Annotated in this window: 19 protein-coding genes; 11 read left to right on the forward strand and 8 right to left on the reverse strand. The window is 58.5% G+C overall.

All coding sequences use genetic code 11. The features are described 5' to 3' along the window. The first annotated feature begins 4 nt into the window (after positions 1-4). Positions 5-1234 carry an FAD-dependent monooxygenase gene (locus AC0V61_RS01660; RefSeq protein ID WP_486155524.1) on the forward strand — a complete coding sequence of 410 codons (1230 nt, stop codon included), beginning with the start codon at positions 5-7 and terminating at the stop codon, positions 1232-1234. Here AC0V61_RS01660 and AC0V61_RS01665 read toward each other — a convergent pair. From AC0V61_RS01665 to hemC, 4 genes are all read right to left on the reverse strand, one after another. Further along, entirely contained in the window at positions 1231-1890 is a 660-nt protein-coding gene (locus AC0V61_RS01665; RefSeq protein ID WP_486155525.1) for a hypothetical protein, read from the reverse strand. The genes AC0V61_RS01660 and AC0V61_RS01665 overlap by 4 nt on opposite strands. After that, positions 1829-2182 (reverse strand): hypothetical protein, encoded by a 354-nt coding sequence (locus AC0V61_RS01670; RefSeq protein WP_486155526.1) that lies wholly within the window; start codon positions 2180-2182, stop codon positions 1829-1831. Before AC0V61_RS01670 ends, AC0V61_RS01665 begins: the two co-directional genes overlap by 62 nt. Before the next feature lie 85 nt (positions 2183-2267). Further along, positions 2268-2945: a uroporphyrinogen-III synthase gene (locus AC0V61_RS01675; RefSeq protein WP_486155528.1), complete on the reverse strand. Its 678-nt coding sequence runs from the start codon at positions 2943-2945 to the stop codon at positions 2268-2270. Positions 2946-2954: 9 nt separating this feature from the next. Next, positions 2955-3866 carry a hydroxymethylbilane synthase gene (gene hemC / locus AC0V61_RS01680; RefSeq protein ID WP_486159423.1) on the reverse strand — a complete coding sequence of 304 codons (912 nt, stop codon included), beginning with the start codon at positions 3864-3866 and terminating at the stop codon, positions 2955-2957. 87 nt (positions 3867-3953) lie between these two features. Between hemC and tsaD the strand changes: the two genes are divergently transcribed. From tsaD to AC0V61_RS01725, 9 genes are all read left to right on the forward strand, one after another. Then, complete coding sequence (tsaD, locus tag AC0V61_RS01685) at positions 3954-5009, forward strand: tRNA (adenosine(37)-N6)-threonylcarbamoyltransferase complex transferase subunit TsaD (RefSeq protein ID WP_486155530.1); 1056 nt, start codon at positions 3954-3956, stop codon at positions 5007-5009. Further along, positions 5006-6007, forward strand: coding sequence for an NAD(P)H-dependent glycerol-3-phosphate dehydrogenase (locus AC0V61_RS01690; RefSeq protein ID WP_486155531.1), 1002 nt, complete (start codon positions 5006-5008; stop codon positions 6005-6007). The genes tsaD and AC0V61_RS01690 overlap by 4 nt, the downstream gene beginning before the upstream one ends. 71 nt (positions 6008-6078) lie before the next feature. Further along, positions 6079-7584 (forward strand): lipopolysaccharide biosynthesis protein, encoded by a 1506-nt coding sequence (locus AC0V61_RS01695; protein WP_486159425.1) that lies wholly within the window; start codon positions 6079-6081, stop codon positions 7582-7584. 225 nt (positions 7585-7809) lie between these two features. Next, positions 7810-9627, forward strand: a complete 1818-nt coding sequence (locus tag AC0V61_RS01700) for a vWA domain-containing protein (RefSeq protein ID WP_486155533.1) — start codon at positions 7810-7812, stop codon at positions 9625-9627. A gap of 170 nt (positions 9628-9797) precedes the next feature. Then, positions 9798-10394: a helix-hairpin-helix domain-containing protein gene (locus AC0V61_RS01705; protein ID WP_486155534.1), complete on the forward strand. Its 597-nt coding sequence runs from the start codon at positions 9798-9800 to the stop codon at positions 10392-10394. A 92-nt stretch (positions 10395-10486) separates the two neighbouring features. After that, positions 10487-10843, forward strand: a complete 357-nt coding sequence (locus AC0V61_RS01710; RefSeq protein WP_486155535.1) for a response regulator — start codon at positions 10487-10489, stop codon at positions 10841-10843. A gap of 264 nt (positions 10844-11107) precedes the next feature. Beyond that, a complete protein-coding gene (gene maiA / locus AC0V61_RS01715) occupies positions 11108-11755 on the forward strand; it encodes a maleylacetoacetate isomerase (protein WP_486155536.1) in 648 nt (215 codons plus the stop codon). 26 nt (positions 11756-11781) lie between these two features. Next, positions 11782-12792 (forward strand): fumarylacetoacetate hydrolase family protein, encoded by a 1011-nt coding sequence (locus tag AC0V61_RS01720; RefSeq protein WP_486155537.1) that lies wholly within the window; start codon positions 11782-11784, stop codon positions 12790-12792. A gap of 32 nt (positions 12793-12824) precedes the next feature. Further along, positions 12825-13475, forward strand: coding sequence for a hypothetical protein (locus AC0V61_RS01725; RefSeq protein WP_486155538.1), 651 nt, complete (start codon positions 12825-12827; stop codon positions 13473-13475). Here the strand turns inward: AC0V61_RS01725 and AC0V61_RS01730 are convergent. The 4 genes from AC0V61_RS01730 to AC0V61_RS01745 all read right to left on the reverse strand — a co-directional run bounded on the left by AC0V61_RS01730 (position 13472) and on the right by AC0V61_RS01745 (position 16170). Further along, complete coding sequence (locus AC0V61_RS01730) at positions 13472-13978, reverse strand: prolyl-tRNA synthetase associated domain-containing protein (protein WP_486155539.1); 507 nt, start codon at positions 13976-13978, stop codon at positions 13472-13474. The two genes, AC0V61_RS01725 and AC0V61_RS01730, sit on opposite strands and share 4 nt — an antisense overlap. A gap of 2 nt (positions 13979-13980) precedes the next feature. Beyond that, positions 13981-14337, reverse strand: coding sequence for a cupin domain-containing protein (locus AC0V61_RS01735; protein ID WP_486155540.1), 357 nt, complete (start codon positions 14335-14337; stop codon positions 13981-13983). Next, complete coding sequence (locus tag AC0V61_RS01740) at positions 14337-15443, reverse strand: S-(hydroxymethyl)glutathione dehydrogenase/class III alcohol dehydrogenase (protein ID WP_486155541.1); 1107 nt, start codon at positions 15441-15443, stop codon at positions 14337-14339. The genes AC0V61_RS01735 and AC0V61_RS01740 overlap by 1 nt, the downstream gene beginning before the upstream one ends. A 64-nt stretch (positions 15444-15507) precedes the next feature. Then, a complete protein-coding gene (locus tag AC0V61_RS01745) occupies positions 15508-16170 on the reverse strand; it encodes an alternative oxidase (protein WP_486155542.1) in 663 nt (220 codons plus the stop codon). Positions 16171-16496: 326 nt separating this feature from the next. On the opposite strand from AC0V61_RS01745, the gene AC0V61_RS01750 reads away from it, so the two are divergent. Then, a complete protein-coding gene (locus AC0V61_RS01750; protein WP_486155543.1) occupies positions 16497-17948 on the forward strand; it encodes an NAD-dependent succinate-semialdehyde dehydrogenase in 1452 nt (483 codons plus the stop codon). Positions 17949-18003: the final 55 nt, after the last annotated feature.

Raw genomic sequence — 18003 nt, forward strand, 5'->3', positions numbered from 1 at the left:
TACCATGACCACTTCAGCTGAAACCCAAACCCGCGACCTCTTGATTTTAGGCGGAGGCCTTGTGGGTATGGCGCTTGCCTTAGCAGCGGCAAAACAGGGCATTTCCAGCCATGTCATCGACCGCGCAGACCCGGCAGACCTTACCAGAGAAGGCTTTGACGACCGCGCGACCGCTATTTCAACCGCGAGCTGGCATCTGTTTGAAAACATCGGGATTGCCGATTATCTCGAACCGTTCGCCTGCGATATCGCCAGCATTGCAGTGACCGATCAGAATAAGCCGGGGCGCTTGGACTTCACCCCTGAACCACACGAGGGCACGCTGGGCCGGATGTTTCCGAACCGGCGTTTGCGCTTGGCTTTGTTTGAAGCGGCGGCACAGGAGCCACTGATCCACTGGGCGTCAAAGGCCGAGATTGTAGAGCGCGAGCGAAGCGAATTTGGCGTTGCGGCTGTCTTAGCGGATGGGCGCAAGCTCAAAGGCCGCTTGATGATTGCCGCTGAAGGGCGTCAATCGCCAACCCGCGATGGTGCGGGCATCTCAATCGCAAAATGGGATTATAAACACCGCGCGATCATCGCAGGGCTTACGCACTCCAAACCCCACGACAATGTCGCTTGGGAAATCTTCTATCCAGCAGGGCCCTTCGCCCTCCTCCCGATGAAGGATGATGCAGACGGCACTCACCGCTCAAGCCTTGTTTGGACGGTCTCCGAAGAGGACGGCAAGGGCGTTACCAAGCTTGGCGACCGGGCGTTTATGGCTGAGGTGCAAAAGCGTATGGGCGATATCCTGGGCGAAGTTACAAGCGTGGGTGCGCGCTCTAGCTGGCCTTTGGGTTTCCACCACACGGCCAAGATTACAGGCGAGCGCCTCGCTCTTATCGGCGATTCAGCACACGGTATCCACCCAATCGCAGGCCAAGGATTGAACCTTGGGCTTCGTGATGTGGGCGCTTTGGTTCAGGTGTTGGTTGAAGGCGCGCGTATCGGGCTTGATCCGGGCGATCCGGAACTCCTTAAGCGATATGAGACATGGCGTGGGCTCGACAGCTTTATGGTGGCGCTGGCCACCGACGGCCTGACACGTCTGTTCGGGGTGCCAACCGGGGCCGCCAGCGCGGTGCGGCGTCTGGGCATGGCGGCGGTCCAGCGCACGCCATTGCTCAAGACCTTCTTTATGGACGAGGCGCGCGGTGTCTCTGGCGATTTGCCTGAACTCCTACGTGCTTAATTATCGCCATCAAGCGGACTAGGCTGACTTACAACATTGCCTGCCCCATCGCGAAGTCCGCTTTGGTCAAGCACCGCTGCAGTCTCGATCACTTCAAGCGCTTCCATCGCGGCCTTGAAACGCTCAGCATCGGCGATCCATGCCTCAGCCTGCGCCGCGCCGGGCATGCCTTTGATCTCATCAATCGCGTTCTGGTAGCGCCCTTGTTCCAAAGCGGTGCGCGCTCTTTCAAGCCGCAATTGCGGCTGCGGCGAAGGCGTGCTTTCACGGCGCACGACAAACAGCTCACCAAACTCGCGTTGAATGCGTGCCCAGCTCATGCCCTCTTCCTGACTGACCAATTGAGGACCAAGCCCATCAAGGCGCGCTGTCAAATTGTCGACGCGCAACGGATCGCGCGAAAAGCTGATGATTGTGGTGACGGCATTGGGCCATTGGTCAGAGAAACGCAGGCGCAATTGGTCCGCCAAATAACCAAGCTCTGCCCCGCGTTCGACCGCGCGCCTGGTCGCAAAGGCGATCAGAAGACCCTCTGCGCGTGCCGCATTTCCGGCAGCAGCTTGGGCTTGCAAGTCTAACCGCGCGAGGCGTTGTTCAGCGGCGGCAAGACGGAGAATCGATGCCGCCTTGTTGATCGACGACACCGCGCACAACATCGGCTGCACCCTCGGTATCACCATCTTCGAGTGCGGCAGCAGCCTCTGCCAATGGCGTGGGCGCAGCGGTGGTGGTCCCTGTTGGGCTGGGAAGCGTTTCGCCTTCGACAGGGGCAGCAGCTGGCAATGCAGGCGGGCTGTCCGCCGCTGCAATAACCGCTTCATCTGGCTGCATATTGTACCATACGACATAGCCGACAAGCGCGCCGCCTACGCCAAAAGAGGCAAGCGCAGCGGCAAGAAACCGCCCCGTTGAGGCTGGTTTTCTGCGGCTGCCGAATTTTGAGTCCATATCGGGTTACCTTCACGTGCCCGTTCTTGTGATTGCCCCGGCGCAATTTGTGTTTTCTGCCGAGGCAAATGCAGGCTTGTTACATCTATATGGACGCTTGGGCCGCCAATTCCAACATCGCGGCATCATTTGGTGCCTCACAAACGTGGATATCCGCCCATCCCTTGCCCGCAGCGGACGCCACGCGTGGTCCAATCGTGATCAGCGAAATGCGCCCCCGGTGCAGTGCCATGCGCCGCGCCTCGCAATCGAATTGACGCGCTGCGGCCGCTGAATGCAGGAGCACGGTGAGCCCCAATTCCTGAAGCGCGCGCAATGGTTCGGGGAGCTCTAACGCGGCGGCTTCGTAAACAATGCGAGTATCAACGGTGACACCTTGCGGAGCCTCAAGCGGCACATGTTCAGCGCCCGCAAGCCGAAGGAGCTTAGTTCCAGCGGGCACCTCATTGAGGACATTTTGCAATCCGCCCGCACCAACCGACGCGATGGTGAACCCTGCGTCTTGCGCAGCCTCGGCAGTCGCCTTGCCAACGGCGTGGATAGGTTTGCCGGTGAACCCGTGCAAAGCCTCCCCGCCGTGCCGAATTGCATTGGCGCTTCCGATAAGGAGTGCATCAACATCGGCTGGATCGGGGCATTGCCAGCCCACCGGGCGTATCTCAAACAGCGGATATCCTATGGCGTTGAGCCCCATCCGCTTGGCTGCACCAAGCGTTGCGGTGAGACCGGGTTCGGGTCGCACAACAAGGAGCATCCCCGCCATCAACCGCGCTCAGGCCGGCCCGCCGAAATGTTCTGCAATTGCTGGAGTTGCCTTTGTGAGGAGGTCCTTGGCCAGCGCCTTTACGGGAGCCAAATCCAGCGCATCGAACACGGCCTCACCCTCCACTCGCTCGCTGCCATCGGGGCTGAAAAGTGCCGCGCGCATCGTCAGCCCCTCGCCGCCGGGCTGGCACAAGACGGCAATTGGCGAATGGCAGGTCCCGCCAAGCTGCGCCAAAAGCGCGCGTTCCGCTTCAAGCTCGACGCGGGTGCCACGGTCATCAATCGCTGCAAGCGCTGCTTTGGTGGTGTCATCACCTGCACGGCATTCCAGCACAATCGCACCTTGAGCTGCTGCCGGTATCCATTCATCCACCTCAAGCGGTGAACCCACTGCGCTTTCGCCCAAACGCTCAAGACCAGCCGCTGCAAGGAAAGTCACATCCGCCTCGCCCGCCTCAAGTTTGCCAAGCCTTGTCGCCACATTGCCGCGGAAGGTCACAACCTTGCAGTCAGGGCGAAGGTTCAAAAGCTGCGACGCGCGGCGCGGGGCAGACGTGCCCACAACCGCACCTTGAGGAATATCAGCAATGCTTTTTGCGCCCACCAGACTGTCGCGCCGGTCAGCGCGCGGCAGCACAGCGCCAAACCCGAACTCATCAGGCCGGATCGTCTCCACATCCTTGGCCGAGTGCACAGACACATCAATGCGTCCCTCACCCAGCCACACATCGAGCTCTTTGGTCCAAAGCGCTTTCCCGCCGATTTCCGCCAGTGGCCGGTCGAGAACTCTGTCCCCGCTCGCCAATACAGGAACTAGCTCAACCTGCGCTTCATCCCAGCCATGCGCTGCACACAAACGCTCGCGCGTCTCATAAGCTTGCGCCATGGCAAGCGGCGAATTGCGCGTTCCAAGCCGCAGCTTCACCGCTGTGTCAGTGTCCTCATTCACCAATCAAGTCTCCCGTCGCGCTTGCTCTAGCGGGCACAGCCACTAGATGGAAGCGGCATGGGATCAAAACCACACATAGTTTTGGGCATTGAATCGAGCTGCGATGAGACGGCGGTGGCGATTGTCACGTCGGATCGGCGCATTCTGGCAGAACGCATTGCGAGCCAAGAGGAAGAGCACGCGCCTTATGGCGGTGTCGTGCCCGAGATTGCCGCACGCGCCCATGCTGAGCGTTTGGCACCGATGCTTGAAGTGGTTCTGGCGGATGCCGGCATGGCGCTTGGCGAAGTGGATGCCATCGCTGCAACCGCTGGTCCAGGGCTGATTGGGGGCGTAATGGTGGGCCTTGTCAGCGGTAAGGCGCTGGCGATGGCCTCGGGCAAGCCGCTCATTGCGGTGAACCATTTGGAAGGCCATGCGCTTTCGCCTCGGCTTGCTGATGAGGGGCTGGAGTTTCCCTATCTCTTGCTGCTTGTGTCCGGCGGACACTGCCAGATTTTGAGCGTTGAGGGCGTTGGCCAATATCGCCGCCTTGCCACGACCATCGACGATGCTTTGGGCGAGGCTTTCGACAAGACTGCCAAGATATTGGGCCTCGGCTATCCGGGCGGTCCAGCGGTTGAGAAACTGGCATTGCAAGGCGATGCGAAGGCTGTGCCCCTTCCCCGGCCTCTTAAAGGATCGAAAGAACCGCATTTCTCCTTTGCTGGCCTGAAAAGCGCGGTTCTGCGTGCTTTCGAAAGCGGCAAATACGAACCCGCCGACCTTGCCGCTAGCTTCCAGCAGGCCGCCGTTGATTGCCTGATTGACCGCCTTGAAATGGCGCTAGGCAAGGCTGGCTCTCACCCTGCCCTCGTGGTTGCAGGCGGTGTGGCTGCAAACCAAACGATCCGCAGCGCTCTGGAGGCGTTGGCAAGCCGCCACGCGATGCAATTCGTCGCCCCGCCGCTCAAACTGTGCACCGATAATGCGGCAATGATCGCTTGGGCGGGATGCGAGCGGCTTATCACTGACCCAGAATTTGCAGGCGATCCGTTGGACCTTAAAGCAAGGCCGCGCTGGCCACTTGACCCGGATGCTGAAACGGTGCGCGGTGCAGGAGTGAAGGCATGACGATTGGCGTTATCGGAGCAGGGGCATGGGGTACAGCGCTTGCCCAAATGCTAGCGAGCGACGGGCGAGACGTCCTGTTGTGGGCGTTCGAACCCGAAGTGGTTGAAGCAATCAACACAGACCACCGCAACCCGCAATATCTACCCAGCGCAAAGCTTGCACCAAACATCCGCGCAACCGGCGACCTCAACGAATTTGCTGCAATCGATATCGCGCTTGCGGTCACCCCGGCTCAGGTCTTGGGCCGCGTGCTTGAGGGTCTGGCCAAGCCGCCGCGCGACCTCGTTCTATGCTCCAAGGGCATCGAAGCGGGCACTGGTAGGCTGATGAACGATGTGGCCCGCGCCGCTTCTCCGGGAAGCGAAATCGCGGTGCTATCAGGCCCCACATTCGCACATGAAGTCGCAGATGGCCTCCCCACAGCGGTTACCCTCGCCTGCGAAGGCGGACGCGATCAATGGGACCGGCTTTCACCAGCCATCGCACGGCCCACTTTTCGCCCGTACTACTCAGACGATGTGACGGGCGCTGAAATTGGCGGCTCGATCAAGAATGTGCTCGCGATAGCTTGCGGTGTTGTCGACGGGCTTGGCCTTGGCCAGAACGCGCGCGCCTCGCTGATCTCACGCGGATTTGCCGAGATGCTTCGGTTTGGCGAGGTCTTGGGCGCGCAAAGCGAGACGCTGTCCGGCCTATGCGGGCTTGGCGATCTGGTGCTGACCTGTTCCTCCACCTCCAGCCGCAACTTCTCGCTGGGCAAAGCGCTTGGCGAAGGCAAGACGGCAGCGGAATTGATGGCGGACCGCACCACAGTGGCGGAAGGCGCACACACAGCGCCTGTGCTGGCTGGCCTTGCCAAGGACCGCCAAATTCCGATGCCGATTGTGACCGCCGTAAACGCCATCCTCGAAGGCGAAGCGCCGCGTGATGTGGTGGCAGGGCTGCTAGCCCGCCCCCTCACCGCTGAACAAGCAGGCGATCAGGCGGATATCGATTGAGCGAACCTGCACGCCCCTCTGCTGGCGCCTCGCCCACCGATTTGCCGCCCGCCGATAAGGGCGGCGATGATATGGCGACGCTTGCCAAGGGTGGGCGCACAAATACGCTAGGGTTTATCCTGCGCCTTCTCGGCGGCTTGCCGTTCCTTTTTGTAGGTTTCCGCTTTTACGGCGTTGAGGAAATGGGCAAATTCGCCGCCGCTTTTGTGGTGATCGAAATCTTTGCTCTTGTGTGCGCTCTTGGAGAGAAACGCGGGCTTGCACAACGCCTTACACAAGGCATTGAAAGCCACGAAGACACCGCCGCCAACCTCGTGTTCGATGCGATGCTGGTCTCGCTCATTTTCTCAGGTCTCGCGTGCCTTTTGCTGATCGTCTTCCCGGTAATCATCTTCCCAAGCGGCACGGGCAGCCAGTTCGATATGTGGATGATCGCGGCAATCCCGGCCTTTGCGCTGACTGAGATATTGCTCGCAGCCCAGGCGTATAGATATGACATAGCGACCACCGTGAGGGCCCGCGCGCTGGTCGAGCCTTGGGTCAAATCGATCCTCGTCGCTGGCTTGTTTTTCGTGCCCGCGCTTGCTGCGGGCGGAATTGCCTTGGCATTCCTTGGGGCAATTTATGCCGCGTTCTTCACTGCGCTCTATTCCTTCCTAAAGACCTATGGATTGCCCAAAGGATGGCGCCCCCGCCCGCGGTATCTGAGCAAAATGACCTCGCGCGCGGTGCCATTGATTGGCGCAGATGTGATTGAACGCGGCACGAGGCTTCTCGACGTATTCTTGCTCGGGCAGTTCACGTCAGCTGGCACAGTGGGCATTTACTGGTTCGCAAAGGAAGTCGTCAGCCTGCCGCAGAAACTCAAAACCAGTTTCGAGCCGATCCTTGCGCCCGTCATCACCAAAAATCTCAAAACCGGCAATATGGCCGCCATCGCCTCGCAAGTGCGCCAAGTTGGATTTTGGATCATCGCGCTTCAGGCGGGCATTGCTTTGACGCTCGCGATACCGGGCGAAGCGGTGATGGGACTTGGTGGGCCCGATATCGTTGGCGGGACCGGCGCTCTGGCGATCCTGTTGGCCGCCGAAGTCATCGCCTCGATGGCAGTCGTTTCCGAAAGCGTGCTGGTCTACATCGCAAGAAAGCGCAATCTCGCGATTTCGGTCGGCGTGATCACCTTGCAAGGGGTGCTGACGGTTGGTTTTATCCTGCTCATTCAACATTGGGGTTACCCAGAGGGCTTCCAAGCAGCGGGCGCGGCAGCGGCGCTGTTCGTGGCGTTGAGCGTTGCCAGCTTGGTCAAATCCATGGTCCTCAAAACGCTTTTGAAAGCGCCGGTTTCCAATTGGCGCTGGGCTCTCATCTGGGCGGCGGGCCCGGCGGTACTTGTCGGCTTTCTCTTCACCGAATTCACGCCTGAGTGGGTGGAGATCATTATCGGCGGCCCTGCCATATTTGCTGCCTATTTCTGGGTCATCTGGAAGCGGGGTTTTGACGAGTCGGATAAAGTCCTCTTCCGCAAAAATGTGGTCCCGGTGCAAGATTCTGACGAGGCTGAAAAGGCCGCCAAATAGCCAATACTGCGAGGGAAAACCCCAAGCTGAATGCCCCTATTCATCGCGGCTCATGCACCATTCATCTTTGTAATGAGAGGTCTATTGGCGGGGCTAACAGGGATTTGACTTCTCGTCGGAGAAGGGCCGAATGCTGAAGGGTAAGGGCCGCGGGGCAATTCAAGTCTCACGAGCCAAGTAAGGCATTCAGACCAAGCTCCACTGGTGGGAATGGAGGACTGACAAATGCCACTTCAAACGATCGGAACACGGGTCTCTCAAGGCAGAGCCAGAGGCAAAAGAGCGACCATTTTGGGCGCGGCTATCGTTGCCAATATCGCCTTGCTTGCCGCGTGCAGCACCACTTCAGAGGACATCGCCAGCACAAGCAGCGCGCCTAGTGAGGTTGCGATTGCGCCGCCACCGCCACCTCCTCCTCCGCCGCCTCCACCTCCTCCAGCGGTGGCCGAAACAGATCAATCGATTGTCGTCACGGGCTCGCGCCGCCCTCCCCAGTCTACGCAGGATTCAGCGGTCGCCGTTATGTCGGTTACGACTGCTGAGAGCTCCACTCGAGCAGGCGCTGTGCGAGGCGGTCTGGCTGAACGCAAAGCCATTTACGCGCCGCCTGTGGTCGTTCCCGTCGATCCGGGCCGCGAGCAGTATGATGGCGAGGAAGTCTCGCCCGTCAAACTCACCAGCGCAGAACCTGTCAGCACTTTCAGTGTCGACGTCGACACCGGCGCCTATGCCAACACGCGGCGTTTCCTTCGACAAGGCGCAATGCCGCCGCGCGACAGCGTGCGGACCGAGGAAATGATCAATTATTTCCGCTATGATTACGACCGCCCCACAGGCAAATCAACGCCCTTCACGACCAATATCGATGTCGCCAAGACGCCTTGGAATGACGACACATACCTCATGCGCGTTGGCCTTCGCGGTTATGACATTGCGCGTGATGAGCGTCCCGCCTCAAACCTTGTGTTCCTGATGGATGTATCGGGTTCGATGGGCCGTCCGGACAAGCTACCCCTCGTCAAAACCGCATTGTCAGGCCTTGCTGGGGAACTGGGCGAGAACGACAAGGTTTCCATCGTCGTTTACGCAGGCGCTGCCGGCCTCGTGCTGGAGCCCACCAACAACACCGCCCAAATCCGCAGAGCTTTGAACCAGCTCAATGCAGGCGGCTCAACCGCTGGCGGGGCTGGGATTGAGCTTGCTTATAACATTGCCGAAGACAATTTCATCAAAGGCGGCGTCAACCGCGTGATTTTGGCCACCGATGGCGACTTTAATGTCGGTGTCTCCGACCGCGATGCTCTGGTGGAGATGGTCGAGAAGAACCGCGACCGGGGGATTACACTCACGACGCTTGGCTTTGGCACGGGCAATTACAACGAAGCCTTGATGGAGCAAATCGCCAACCACGGTAACGGCAATTACGCCTATATCGACAGCGCTCTGGAAGCCAAAAAGGTGCTAGGCGATGAGATGAGCTCGACGCTCTTCACCATTGCCAAAGACGTTAAAATCCAGGTTGAGTTCAACCCCGCTGTCATCAGTCAATACCGCCTCGTCGGCTATGAAAACCGCGCGCTTCGCGAGGAGGATTTCGACAATGACGCGGTGGATGCAGGCGATATTGGTGCAGGCCACCAGGTGACGGCAATTTACGAGGTGGTTCCTACCGGCAAAAAGGGCTGGATTGCACCGCGCCGTTATGAAGACCAACCAGCGCGTGCCGCCACCGACCGGATCGCTGAGGCTGCTCACGTGAAGCTGCGGTATAAATTGCCCAATGGCTCACGCTCGCGCCTTCTCGAAAATGTCGTCATGAGCGACGCCTTCACAACGGCGCGCGCACCGCGCGGAGACTTCGCCTTTGCCGCAGCCGTTGCCGCCTATGGTCAGCTTCTTCGCGGCGATGATATGATGATGGGCTTCACCCATGAAGATATCGGCACGCTTGCCGGGCGGCAGAACAATTTCTGGCGTCAGGAATTCCTTGAATTGAACTCGCTCGCAGGGTCAGTGAACCCGGTTCAGCGCGGCGGGGGCTAAAGCGCTTTAACCCTTCTGGCTTCGGGCCAATGGCAACCGGGTCTTGCGCCGCTTACCTTCGCAAAGGCCCGGTTGCTGCGTTTCTGGCGGTGACTTAAAAAAAGGTGGTGCGCCGTGCCCGCAGTAGCTGCTAAAGGCTGGGGCCGAACTCCAATCAGTTTAGAGACGATATGCCTGAAAACAGTCAACAGATACTGCCGTTCATCCTACTTGGAATTGCGTTTTTGGTGGCGCTCTGGGTGCTGGTCAGGGCATCGCGCAAAACCACCATTGTCGATAAGGAAGAGGGCGATGTTCTTGATGAAGGAGCAAGCCCTGCTGCGCGCAATCAGGCATTGATCGATGCACCGCAATCGGTGGAGCTCAACACCGGGATCGTGTCGGCCAACGCCAATGCAGACACAATTGCAGCGGCTTCGGCCACCGCCGATGCAGAGGCAGGCCCGCCGATCACACCGACAACCTCTACACCTGAACCGCTCAAGCCTGAACCGCTCAAGACACCTAGCGCTCCCGATACAGGTAATGGAGATGACCTTAAGCGGATCAAAGGCCTTGGCCCCAAACTCGTCACAATCCTGGCCGAGCAAGGCATCACAAGCTTTGCGCAAATCGCGGCATGGAGCGATGAAGACGTCGCGCGCATTGATGCAGGGCTCGGACGGTTCAGCGGCCGCATCACCCGCGACAAATGGGTCGAACAGGCCAAGCTCCTTGCCGCAGACGACGAGGCAGGTTTCAGCAAGACCTTTGGAAACAATGGGTAAGAGCGCGTAGGTAAGATTAAAAAATAGGTGAAGTGTCAAAAGTCTGTTACACTCTGCATCGTCGGGATCAGAATCGTAGGGAGGGGCATGATATGAGCAGCAGAATTTTGATCGCCGAAGACGAGATGATCGTCGCCTATGACCTTTGCGAAACCGTCGAAGAAGCAGGCTTTCACGTTGAAGGCCCCCACTCCGGTATTTCCTCTGCCATGCTCGCCTTTCAAAAGGAAAAGCCGGACGCTGCCATCCTCGATGTGGAGCTTGCCGATGGCAATGTTTTCAACTTCGCACGCACGCTGGAAGCGGAGAACATTCCGGTAATCTTCCACTCCGGCAGCCTGTCCCAGCGCGAGATCAGAGACAAGTTTCCGCAGGCCATCGTGCGGATGAAACCATGCCCGCCTGCGCGCATGCTGGACGCGGTCGATAAGGCCTGCGCCCACAATTAAGCCCTTGCTCATGGTTCCCATAGCTGCTTAAACAAGTTTCAAACGAAACTATATGCCACAGCTCGCTTGGTCGCTGTCGCAGAGTCCGAAGCGGCGGCTGATGCGGCGGCTGTCCTACAATTGGCAAAGGGGTTAAAGAGTGCGCATGACCAATTCTCGGCTCTTTTCGCTGGCGGATGATGCCCCTATGCAAAAGGCGCAGTTTTTCGGCTCAGGACAGTGTGCCAAGTGTGCCAAACTTTGCCCGAAAACCGGGGTAACGCGATGAAACTCCACGCATACTTCCGAAGTTCGACTTCCTACAGATTGCGCATCGCCTTGGAGCTTAAGGGCCTCGATTATGAGGTGGTGCCGGTTGACCTTCGCACCGCGCAGCAAAGCAGCGAAGACTTCACCAGCCGCAACCCCTTTGGCTCCGTTCCGATGCTCGAAGCCAATGGGCGGGATCGCGTGCAGTCAATGGCAATGCTGGAATGGCTGGATGAGGCCTATCCAGAGTACGGCCTGCTGCCAGCCGATATCGAAGAACGCTACACCGTGCGCGAGCTTGCCTATGCGATTGCGACGGAGATCCACGCGCTCAACAACCTGCAAGTGCTCAAATATCTGCGCGCGCCTCTGGGGCATGGCGATGAAGAGGTGAACGCTTGGTATCACCACTGGCTTGCGCGCACGCTTGACCCGGTGGAGGTGCGTTGTGCCCAAATTGGCACCGGTGACTTTGTGTTCGAGCGACCCGGCCTGTTCGAAACCGTCCTGCTTCCGCAGCTGTACAACGCGCGCAAGCTAGAATTTGACCTTGCCCCCTACCCCCATTTGACGCGGATCGAGAAGGCGTGCCTTGCATTGCCCGAGTTCCAGCGCGCATACCCTGACAACCAACCTGATAGCCCCGATTATAAGGGCGTATAAAAGCACACGACCTGGGAGGGTCACATATGAAACTCGCAACGCTCAATGATGGAACCCGCGACGGCAAGCTGGTCGTGGTGTCCAAAGACCTCGCCCGCTGCTGTGCCGCCGGATACATAGCGCCGACCATGCAAGCAGCGCTCGACAATTGGGAACGGGTGAAGCCTGAGCTTGAGCTGCTCGCCACCGATGTCGAGCATGAGGCGGTGCCATGCGAACGCTTCCACGAACGCCAGGCGCACTCGCCCCTGCCGCGCGCCTATCAATGGGCCGATGGCAGCGCATACATCAACCACGTGGAACTGGTTCGCAAAGCGCGCGGCGCAGAAGTGCCAGAGAGCTTTTACCACGATCCGCTGATGTATCAGGGCGGCTCGGACAGCTTCCTGCCACCGCGCGCAGACATCCCCTTGGGTGACACCGCGTGGGGCTGCGATATGGAAGGCGAGATTGCGGTTGTGGTCGATGATGTGCCGATGGGCGTGTCGGTCGAAGATGCAGCCGATCACATCAAGCTCATCATGCTGGTCAACGATGTGTCCTTGCGCGGCCTTATCCCGGGTGAGCTTGCGAAGGGCTTTGGGTTCTTCCAGTCCAAGCCCTCCAGCGCGTTTAGTCCGGTCGCAGTTACACCGGAGGAGCTGGGCGATGCGTGGAAGGACAGCCTCATCCACTTGCCGCTGATGGTGGACTATAAAGGCGAACCCTTTGGCCGGGCTGAAGTGGGCGTTGATGCGACCTTCAACATGGCACAGCTCGTGGCGCATGCAGCGAAAACCCGGCCCCTTTGTGCAGGCACTATCATCGGCTCTGGCACAATCTCGAACAAGGGCAGCGATGGCGGTCCGGGCAAGCCTGTCTCAGAGGGCGGGCTAGGTTACTCCTGCATCGCTGAAATCCGGATGATCGAAACGATTGCCGAAGGCGAGGCAAAAACGCCCTTCATGGCTCCGGGTGACACGGTGAAGATCGAAATGCGCGATGCTGAGAACCACTCGATTTTCGGCTCAATCGAACAGACGGTGGTGCAGGGTTAGTGTGACATCCATCTCATCTCGGGAGCGAATGCATGATAAAGCCATATCCTCTAACCACGGCGCTTTGTGTCCTGCTCACGCTTTCGGCGTGCGCAAGTGGCGAGAGCAACGAGACAGGCAGCAATCCTCAAGAGGGTGCGCAAGTCGAAGCGATAAAACCAAAGATATTAAGCGTTGAACCCCTAGGCGGCGCTAAATGGAACCTAGCCACCCTTGGGCTTCGCAGCGAAGAGGCTGGATATCTGTCGAAGGGCCCGAAGGTTACTGTCACTGACCTTTGGCTGATTGAGCGGGCAAGCGGTGAGACCTTTTCGCTCCTGCCCGATAGGCCGGGCGAAGTGTCGCAGTCCCATTTTATTTCCAACGAGGTTGGCCCTCTTCGCGATACCGCGATGTACAGCAGCTACGATCGTGCGCGCGCTACGTCGGATGAGGGTGAGTTCATATATTATCTAATCACCATTCGAGAAGATGATGACAAAGTGACGCTTTATGGTGGCGCAATCGCCGATAAGGAAACGGCCAAGCTCACCAACCCATATGATGCGATTATGCATTTAGAGATGCTCGCGAACAGCGAACTTGCGGTTTATGGACGCAGAGGACGTAATACTTTTCGAACGCTAATCGACCTGCGAACGCTCAGCCAAGTGGATGAAAAAATTGTCCAAGCGAGCAACTAAAGTTTCGGTAGGTCAACCACTTGCGGTTCATGCCGCCAATGGCGGGCGAGCCTGAGGATATCGGTGCCAGCGAGCGTAACTGTCGCCGTGTTGCGCAAGGGGTGGACGCCGACCGGTTGCTCTACCGCGAGCGCCTCATCCAATACCAATTTGATCACGCCTGGTGCTGCATTGATCATGGCGAGAGGGGTGACGGAGCCGGGGCTCACGCCGATCAAGTCTTCCATTGCTTCGGGCTTGCCAAAACTTAGGCGGCGGCAATGAAGGAGGGGGTGAACGCGCTTCAAGTCAATCCGCGCCTCGGCTGGCACAGTTAGCAGGAAGAACGCGCCGCCAGCATCCTTCAGAAACAGGTTCTTGGTGTGCAGGCACACCATGTCGGTCTTGACTGTGCGGCTCTCTTCGACGGTGAACACCGCTGGATGCTCAAACACTTGATGGGCAATCGCAAGACCGCCAAGGTCAGCGATAAGGCCCGCTTCGCCCGGCCTGGAAAGGGACACGGTCAGACCTCAACAGGCTTGTAAGCGGTCGCCTCATCGCCTGTGTTGGGCGTGCCTTGTGCATCCATAATCAGGAGCTTTGCCTCGCCTTTGCGGGCACACGGTCGGTGCTCGGTTCCCTTGGGCACCACGATCAAATCACCTTGGGCGAGGACCTCGGTGCGATCTCGAAACTCCATATCCAGCTCACCTTCGACCACAAGGAACAGCTCGTCTGTGTCGGGATGCGAATGCCAATGAAACTCGCCCTCCACCTTGGCAAGACGCACCTCGTTGCCGTTGTAATGCGCAGCCAAACGCGGAGCCCAATGCTCATCGAAGAGAGCAAACTTGTCAGAAAGAGTAACCTTTGACGCCATCAGAACACCACCACACTTCGAATGCTCTCGCCAGCATGCATAAGGTCAAAACCCTTGTTGATTTCCTCAAGGGTCAGGCGGTGAGTGATCATCGGGTCGATCTCAATCTTGCCGTTCATATACCAATCGACGATCTCAGGCACATCGGTGCGCCCCTTTGCCCCGCCAAAGGCCGTGCCGCGCCAATTGCGGCCCGTCACCAGCTGAAAGGGGCGCGTGGAAATCTCTTTGCCCGCTTCCGCAACGCCGATGATGATCGAAGTGCCCCAACCCTTGTGACAGCACTCCAACGCGTCGCGCATCACATCGGTATTGCCCGTGCAATCGAAGGAATAATCCGCGCCGCCATCGAGCATCTCGACAAGGTGCGCGACCACATCTGCGGTCTCCTTAGGGTTTACAAAGTCGGTCATCCCAAACTTCTCGCCCCACTCTCGTTTGGAAGGGTTGATATCAACGCCCACAATCCGGTTCGCGCCCGCCAACTTAGCCCCTTGGATGACGTTGAGGCCAATCCCGCCAAGCCCAAAAACGACGACATTGTCACCCGGCTGTACGTTGGCAGTCTTCGTCACCGCGCCCACCCCCGTCGTGACCCCGCAGCCAACATAACAGGTGGTATCAAACGGCGCATCGGTACGGATCTTCGCCACCGCAATCTCGGGCAGAACGATGAAGTTTGAGAAGGTCGAACACCCCATATAATGGAAGATGGTCTCACCCTTATAGCTCATGCGGCTGGTCCCATCAGGCATCAGCCCCTGCCCCTGCGTCACCCTGATCGCTTGGCACAAATTGGTCTTGCCCGAGAGGCAGAACTTACACTCCCCACATTCAGGCGTGTAGAGCGGGATCACATGATCATCGGGCGCGACTGAGGTGACACCGGGGCCAATTTCACGCACCACGCCGCAGCCTTCATGGCCCAGAACACTTGGGAAGATGCCTTCGCTATCAAGACCATCCAGCGTGTAGGCATCGGTGTGGCAAATGCCCGTTGCCTTAAGCTCCACCAGAACCTCGCCCGCCTTTGGGCCTTCCAAATCAAGCTCGACGATCTCAAGCGGTCTCTTGGCTTCGAAAGCGACGGCGGCTCTGGTTTTCATTGCATTCTTCTCCTGCTGCCGGACCATCCTGACAGCAGGAGAGAATTTTGGTCAAGCCGCGATGTCAGGCGCGCTTGGCGTCGATCGCTTCGACAAAGCTGTGGTTCACATCGCGGTGCTCTGCCTCATCGGCGCGAACAGCGATAATGACCTCGCGAAGGCGCGCGTCTTGGGGAAGTTGCCAATAGTCGATGGCAATCTGAGGCGCGGCCACATTCTCATGGCGGCCTGCATCCACTTCGGCGAGGTAGCCGGTGTAGCTGATCACCGCTTCCTCCTCGAAATAGGCGACCACACGGTGCGCGGTGCGCGGGGCAAAGAGGTAGAGGAAGAAGTAGAAATTGTAGAAGATGAGCTGCACCGCAACGATCAGCGCGCGCTCAAACCGGTTGGGTTGAGCGATCTCGATAAAGGTCATGAGGTGCATCCGCTCATTCTCTGCCTCATCGAGGAGAGTGCGGATCCAACCTTCATCATCGCGCATATAGCGCAGCGCTTTTAGGTGCTGCCAAAGCCCGCCGACCATGCCGGGAACGGCTGCGACGGTTTCGAGCACGACGGCGCGGTGGCCATAACGCTGAGCAAAGAAGGTGTCGGCAAAAAAGCGCAGCAGCTTCACGAAAGCAAAGGCGACCTTGTCGCTCTTGGTTTGCGGCGCGACATGGCTGTCAATTACAGCGTCATAATTGACTTGGCGCACGAGCGGGCGAGGATCGACATTTTGCATAGCGGTCTCTCAAAGTACGGCCCACACCCGGTGATTTTTAGGCCAATTTTTGGGCCCATGGTCACCACGGCGCGAACCTGACGTTTCCGATGAGTTGTATATAGGTTTTTGTGGTCCCGATTGCTGTCATAACGCTCGCAATGGCTGTTCGGTTCCATGCAACTAAAACCGGGCGGCGGGCGAAAACACTGCGAAAATCACAACTGTGTGTTTTCCCTTGGGTTCTCCCAGAAAGGCTTCTTATGATCATTGAAAAGCGGGAGGCTTCTGCTAACTGGTTTCTTCTGCAACTAAAGTAGCAACCAAGCGCGTAAAGAGGAGCCGCTATGACCACCTATCCAACAGTCAAAATGCTGATAGGCAATGAATGGATGGAAAGCGGCGGTGATGGGTCGATGGCCATCATCAACCCTGCCACTGAACAGGAAATCGCGCGCGCGCCAAAGGCATCCAAAGAACAATTGGACGCGGCACTGGCAGCGGCGGATGAGGCGTTTGCAGTCTGGTCGAAGACCCCTGCGATTGAGCGTTATCGGATCATCCGAAAAGCAGCTGATTTGCTGCGTGATCGCGCCGAGACCATTGGGCGTGTCATGACACTCGAAATGGGCAAACCCCATGCACAGGCCGTGGGCGAGACGGCGGGCGCGGCGGACCTTATCGATTTCCTCGCCGAAGAAGCCAAGCGTCAAGGTGGACGTCTTGTGCCAGTGCGCAGCGCGAACCTTCTTGAACAACGGGTGACGCAGGAGCCTATTGGCCCGGCCATGCTGTTCACGCCGTGGAACTTCCCGATCAATCTGCCTGCCAAGAAAATTGCAGGCGCGCTTTCGGCTGGGTGCAGCGCCATCCTAAAGCCTGCCGAGACGACGCCGGCAACCGCGCAAATGCTGGTTGAGTGTTTTGTCGATGCGGGCCTTCCTTCGGGCGTTCTCAATGTGGTCTACGGCGATCCCGCCATGATCTCAGAGCATTTGATCACCGCCGACATCACCCGCAAGGTGAGCTTTACTGGTTCGACCGCGGTGGGCCGCCAATTGGGCGCGCTCGCAGCGCAAGGGCTTAAACGATACACCTCGGAGCTTGGCGGACACGCGCCTGTGGTGATTGGTGAAAGCGCTGATTTTGAGCGCACTGTTGCGGCCTGTGCCGCGACCAAGTTCCGCAATGCGGGTCAGGTTTGCGTATCGCCCACGCGCTTTCTTGTTGCGCGCGGGATTTACGACAAATTCGTCGCCGAATTCGCTGCGCGCTCACAAAAGCTCAAGATTGGCGATGCAAGCCAGGATGACAGCGTCGAGATGGGCCCTCTTGCCCACAAAGGACGGCTTGAGGCGATGGAAGGCCTCATGGCGTCCATGGGCGGCGCGCAAGGCGAAATCGTAAGCGGCGGCACCGCGCTTGAACGCCCCGGATATTTCTTCGAGCCCACGATCATTGCAGGGCCTTCTGCGACCAGCCGGATGATGACCGAAGAGCCTTTCGGCCCGGTTGCCGGGATCGTGCCTTACGACACCATCGAGGAAGCGGTGGGCATTGCCAATTCACTGCGATACGGGCTGGCGGCCTACGCTTTCACCGGCTCACTTGATGAAAGCCACTATTTGGGAAGCTCTCTCAAAGCAGGAATGGTGGCGATCAACCACTTTGCCGTTGGGTCGCCAGAGACACCGTTCGGGGGGACAGGTGACAGCGGCTTTGGTTCGGAAAGCGGGGTTGAGGGGTATCTTGGTTATACCGAGACGAAATTGGTCACGGTCGCCAAGTCGGCGCCGTGAGGACTAACCCATTCAGTTTCGAAAGGACTAAGTAAGCTGATCTAGGCGGTTTTTG

It is taken from the genome of Erythrobacter sp. JB1-4, from assembly GCF_057365025.1.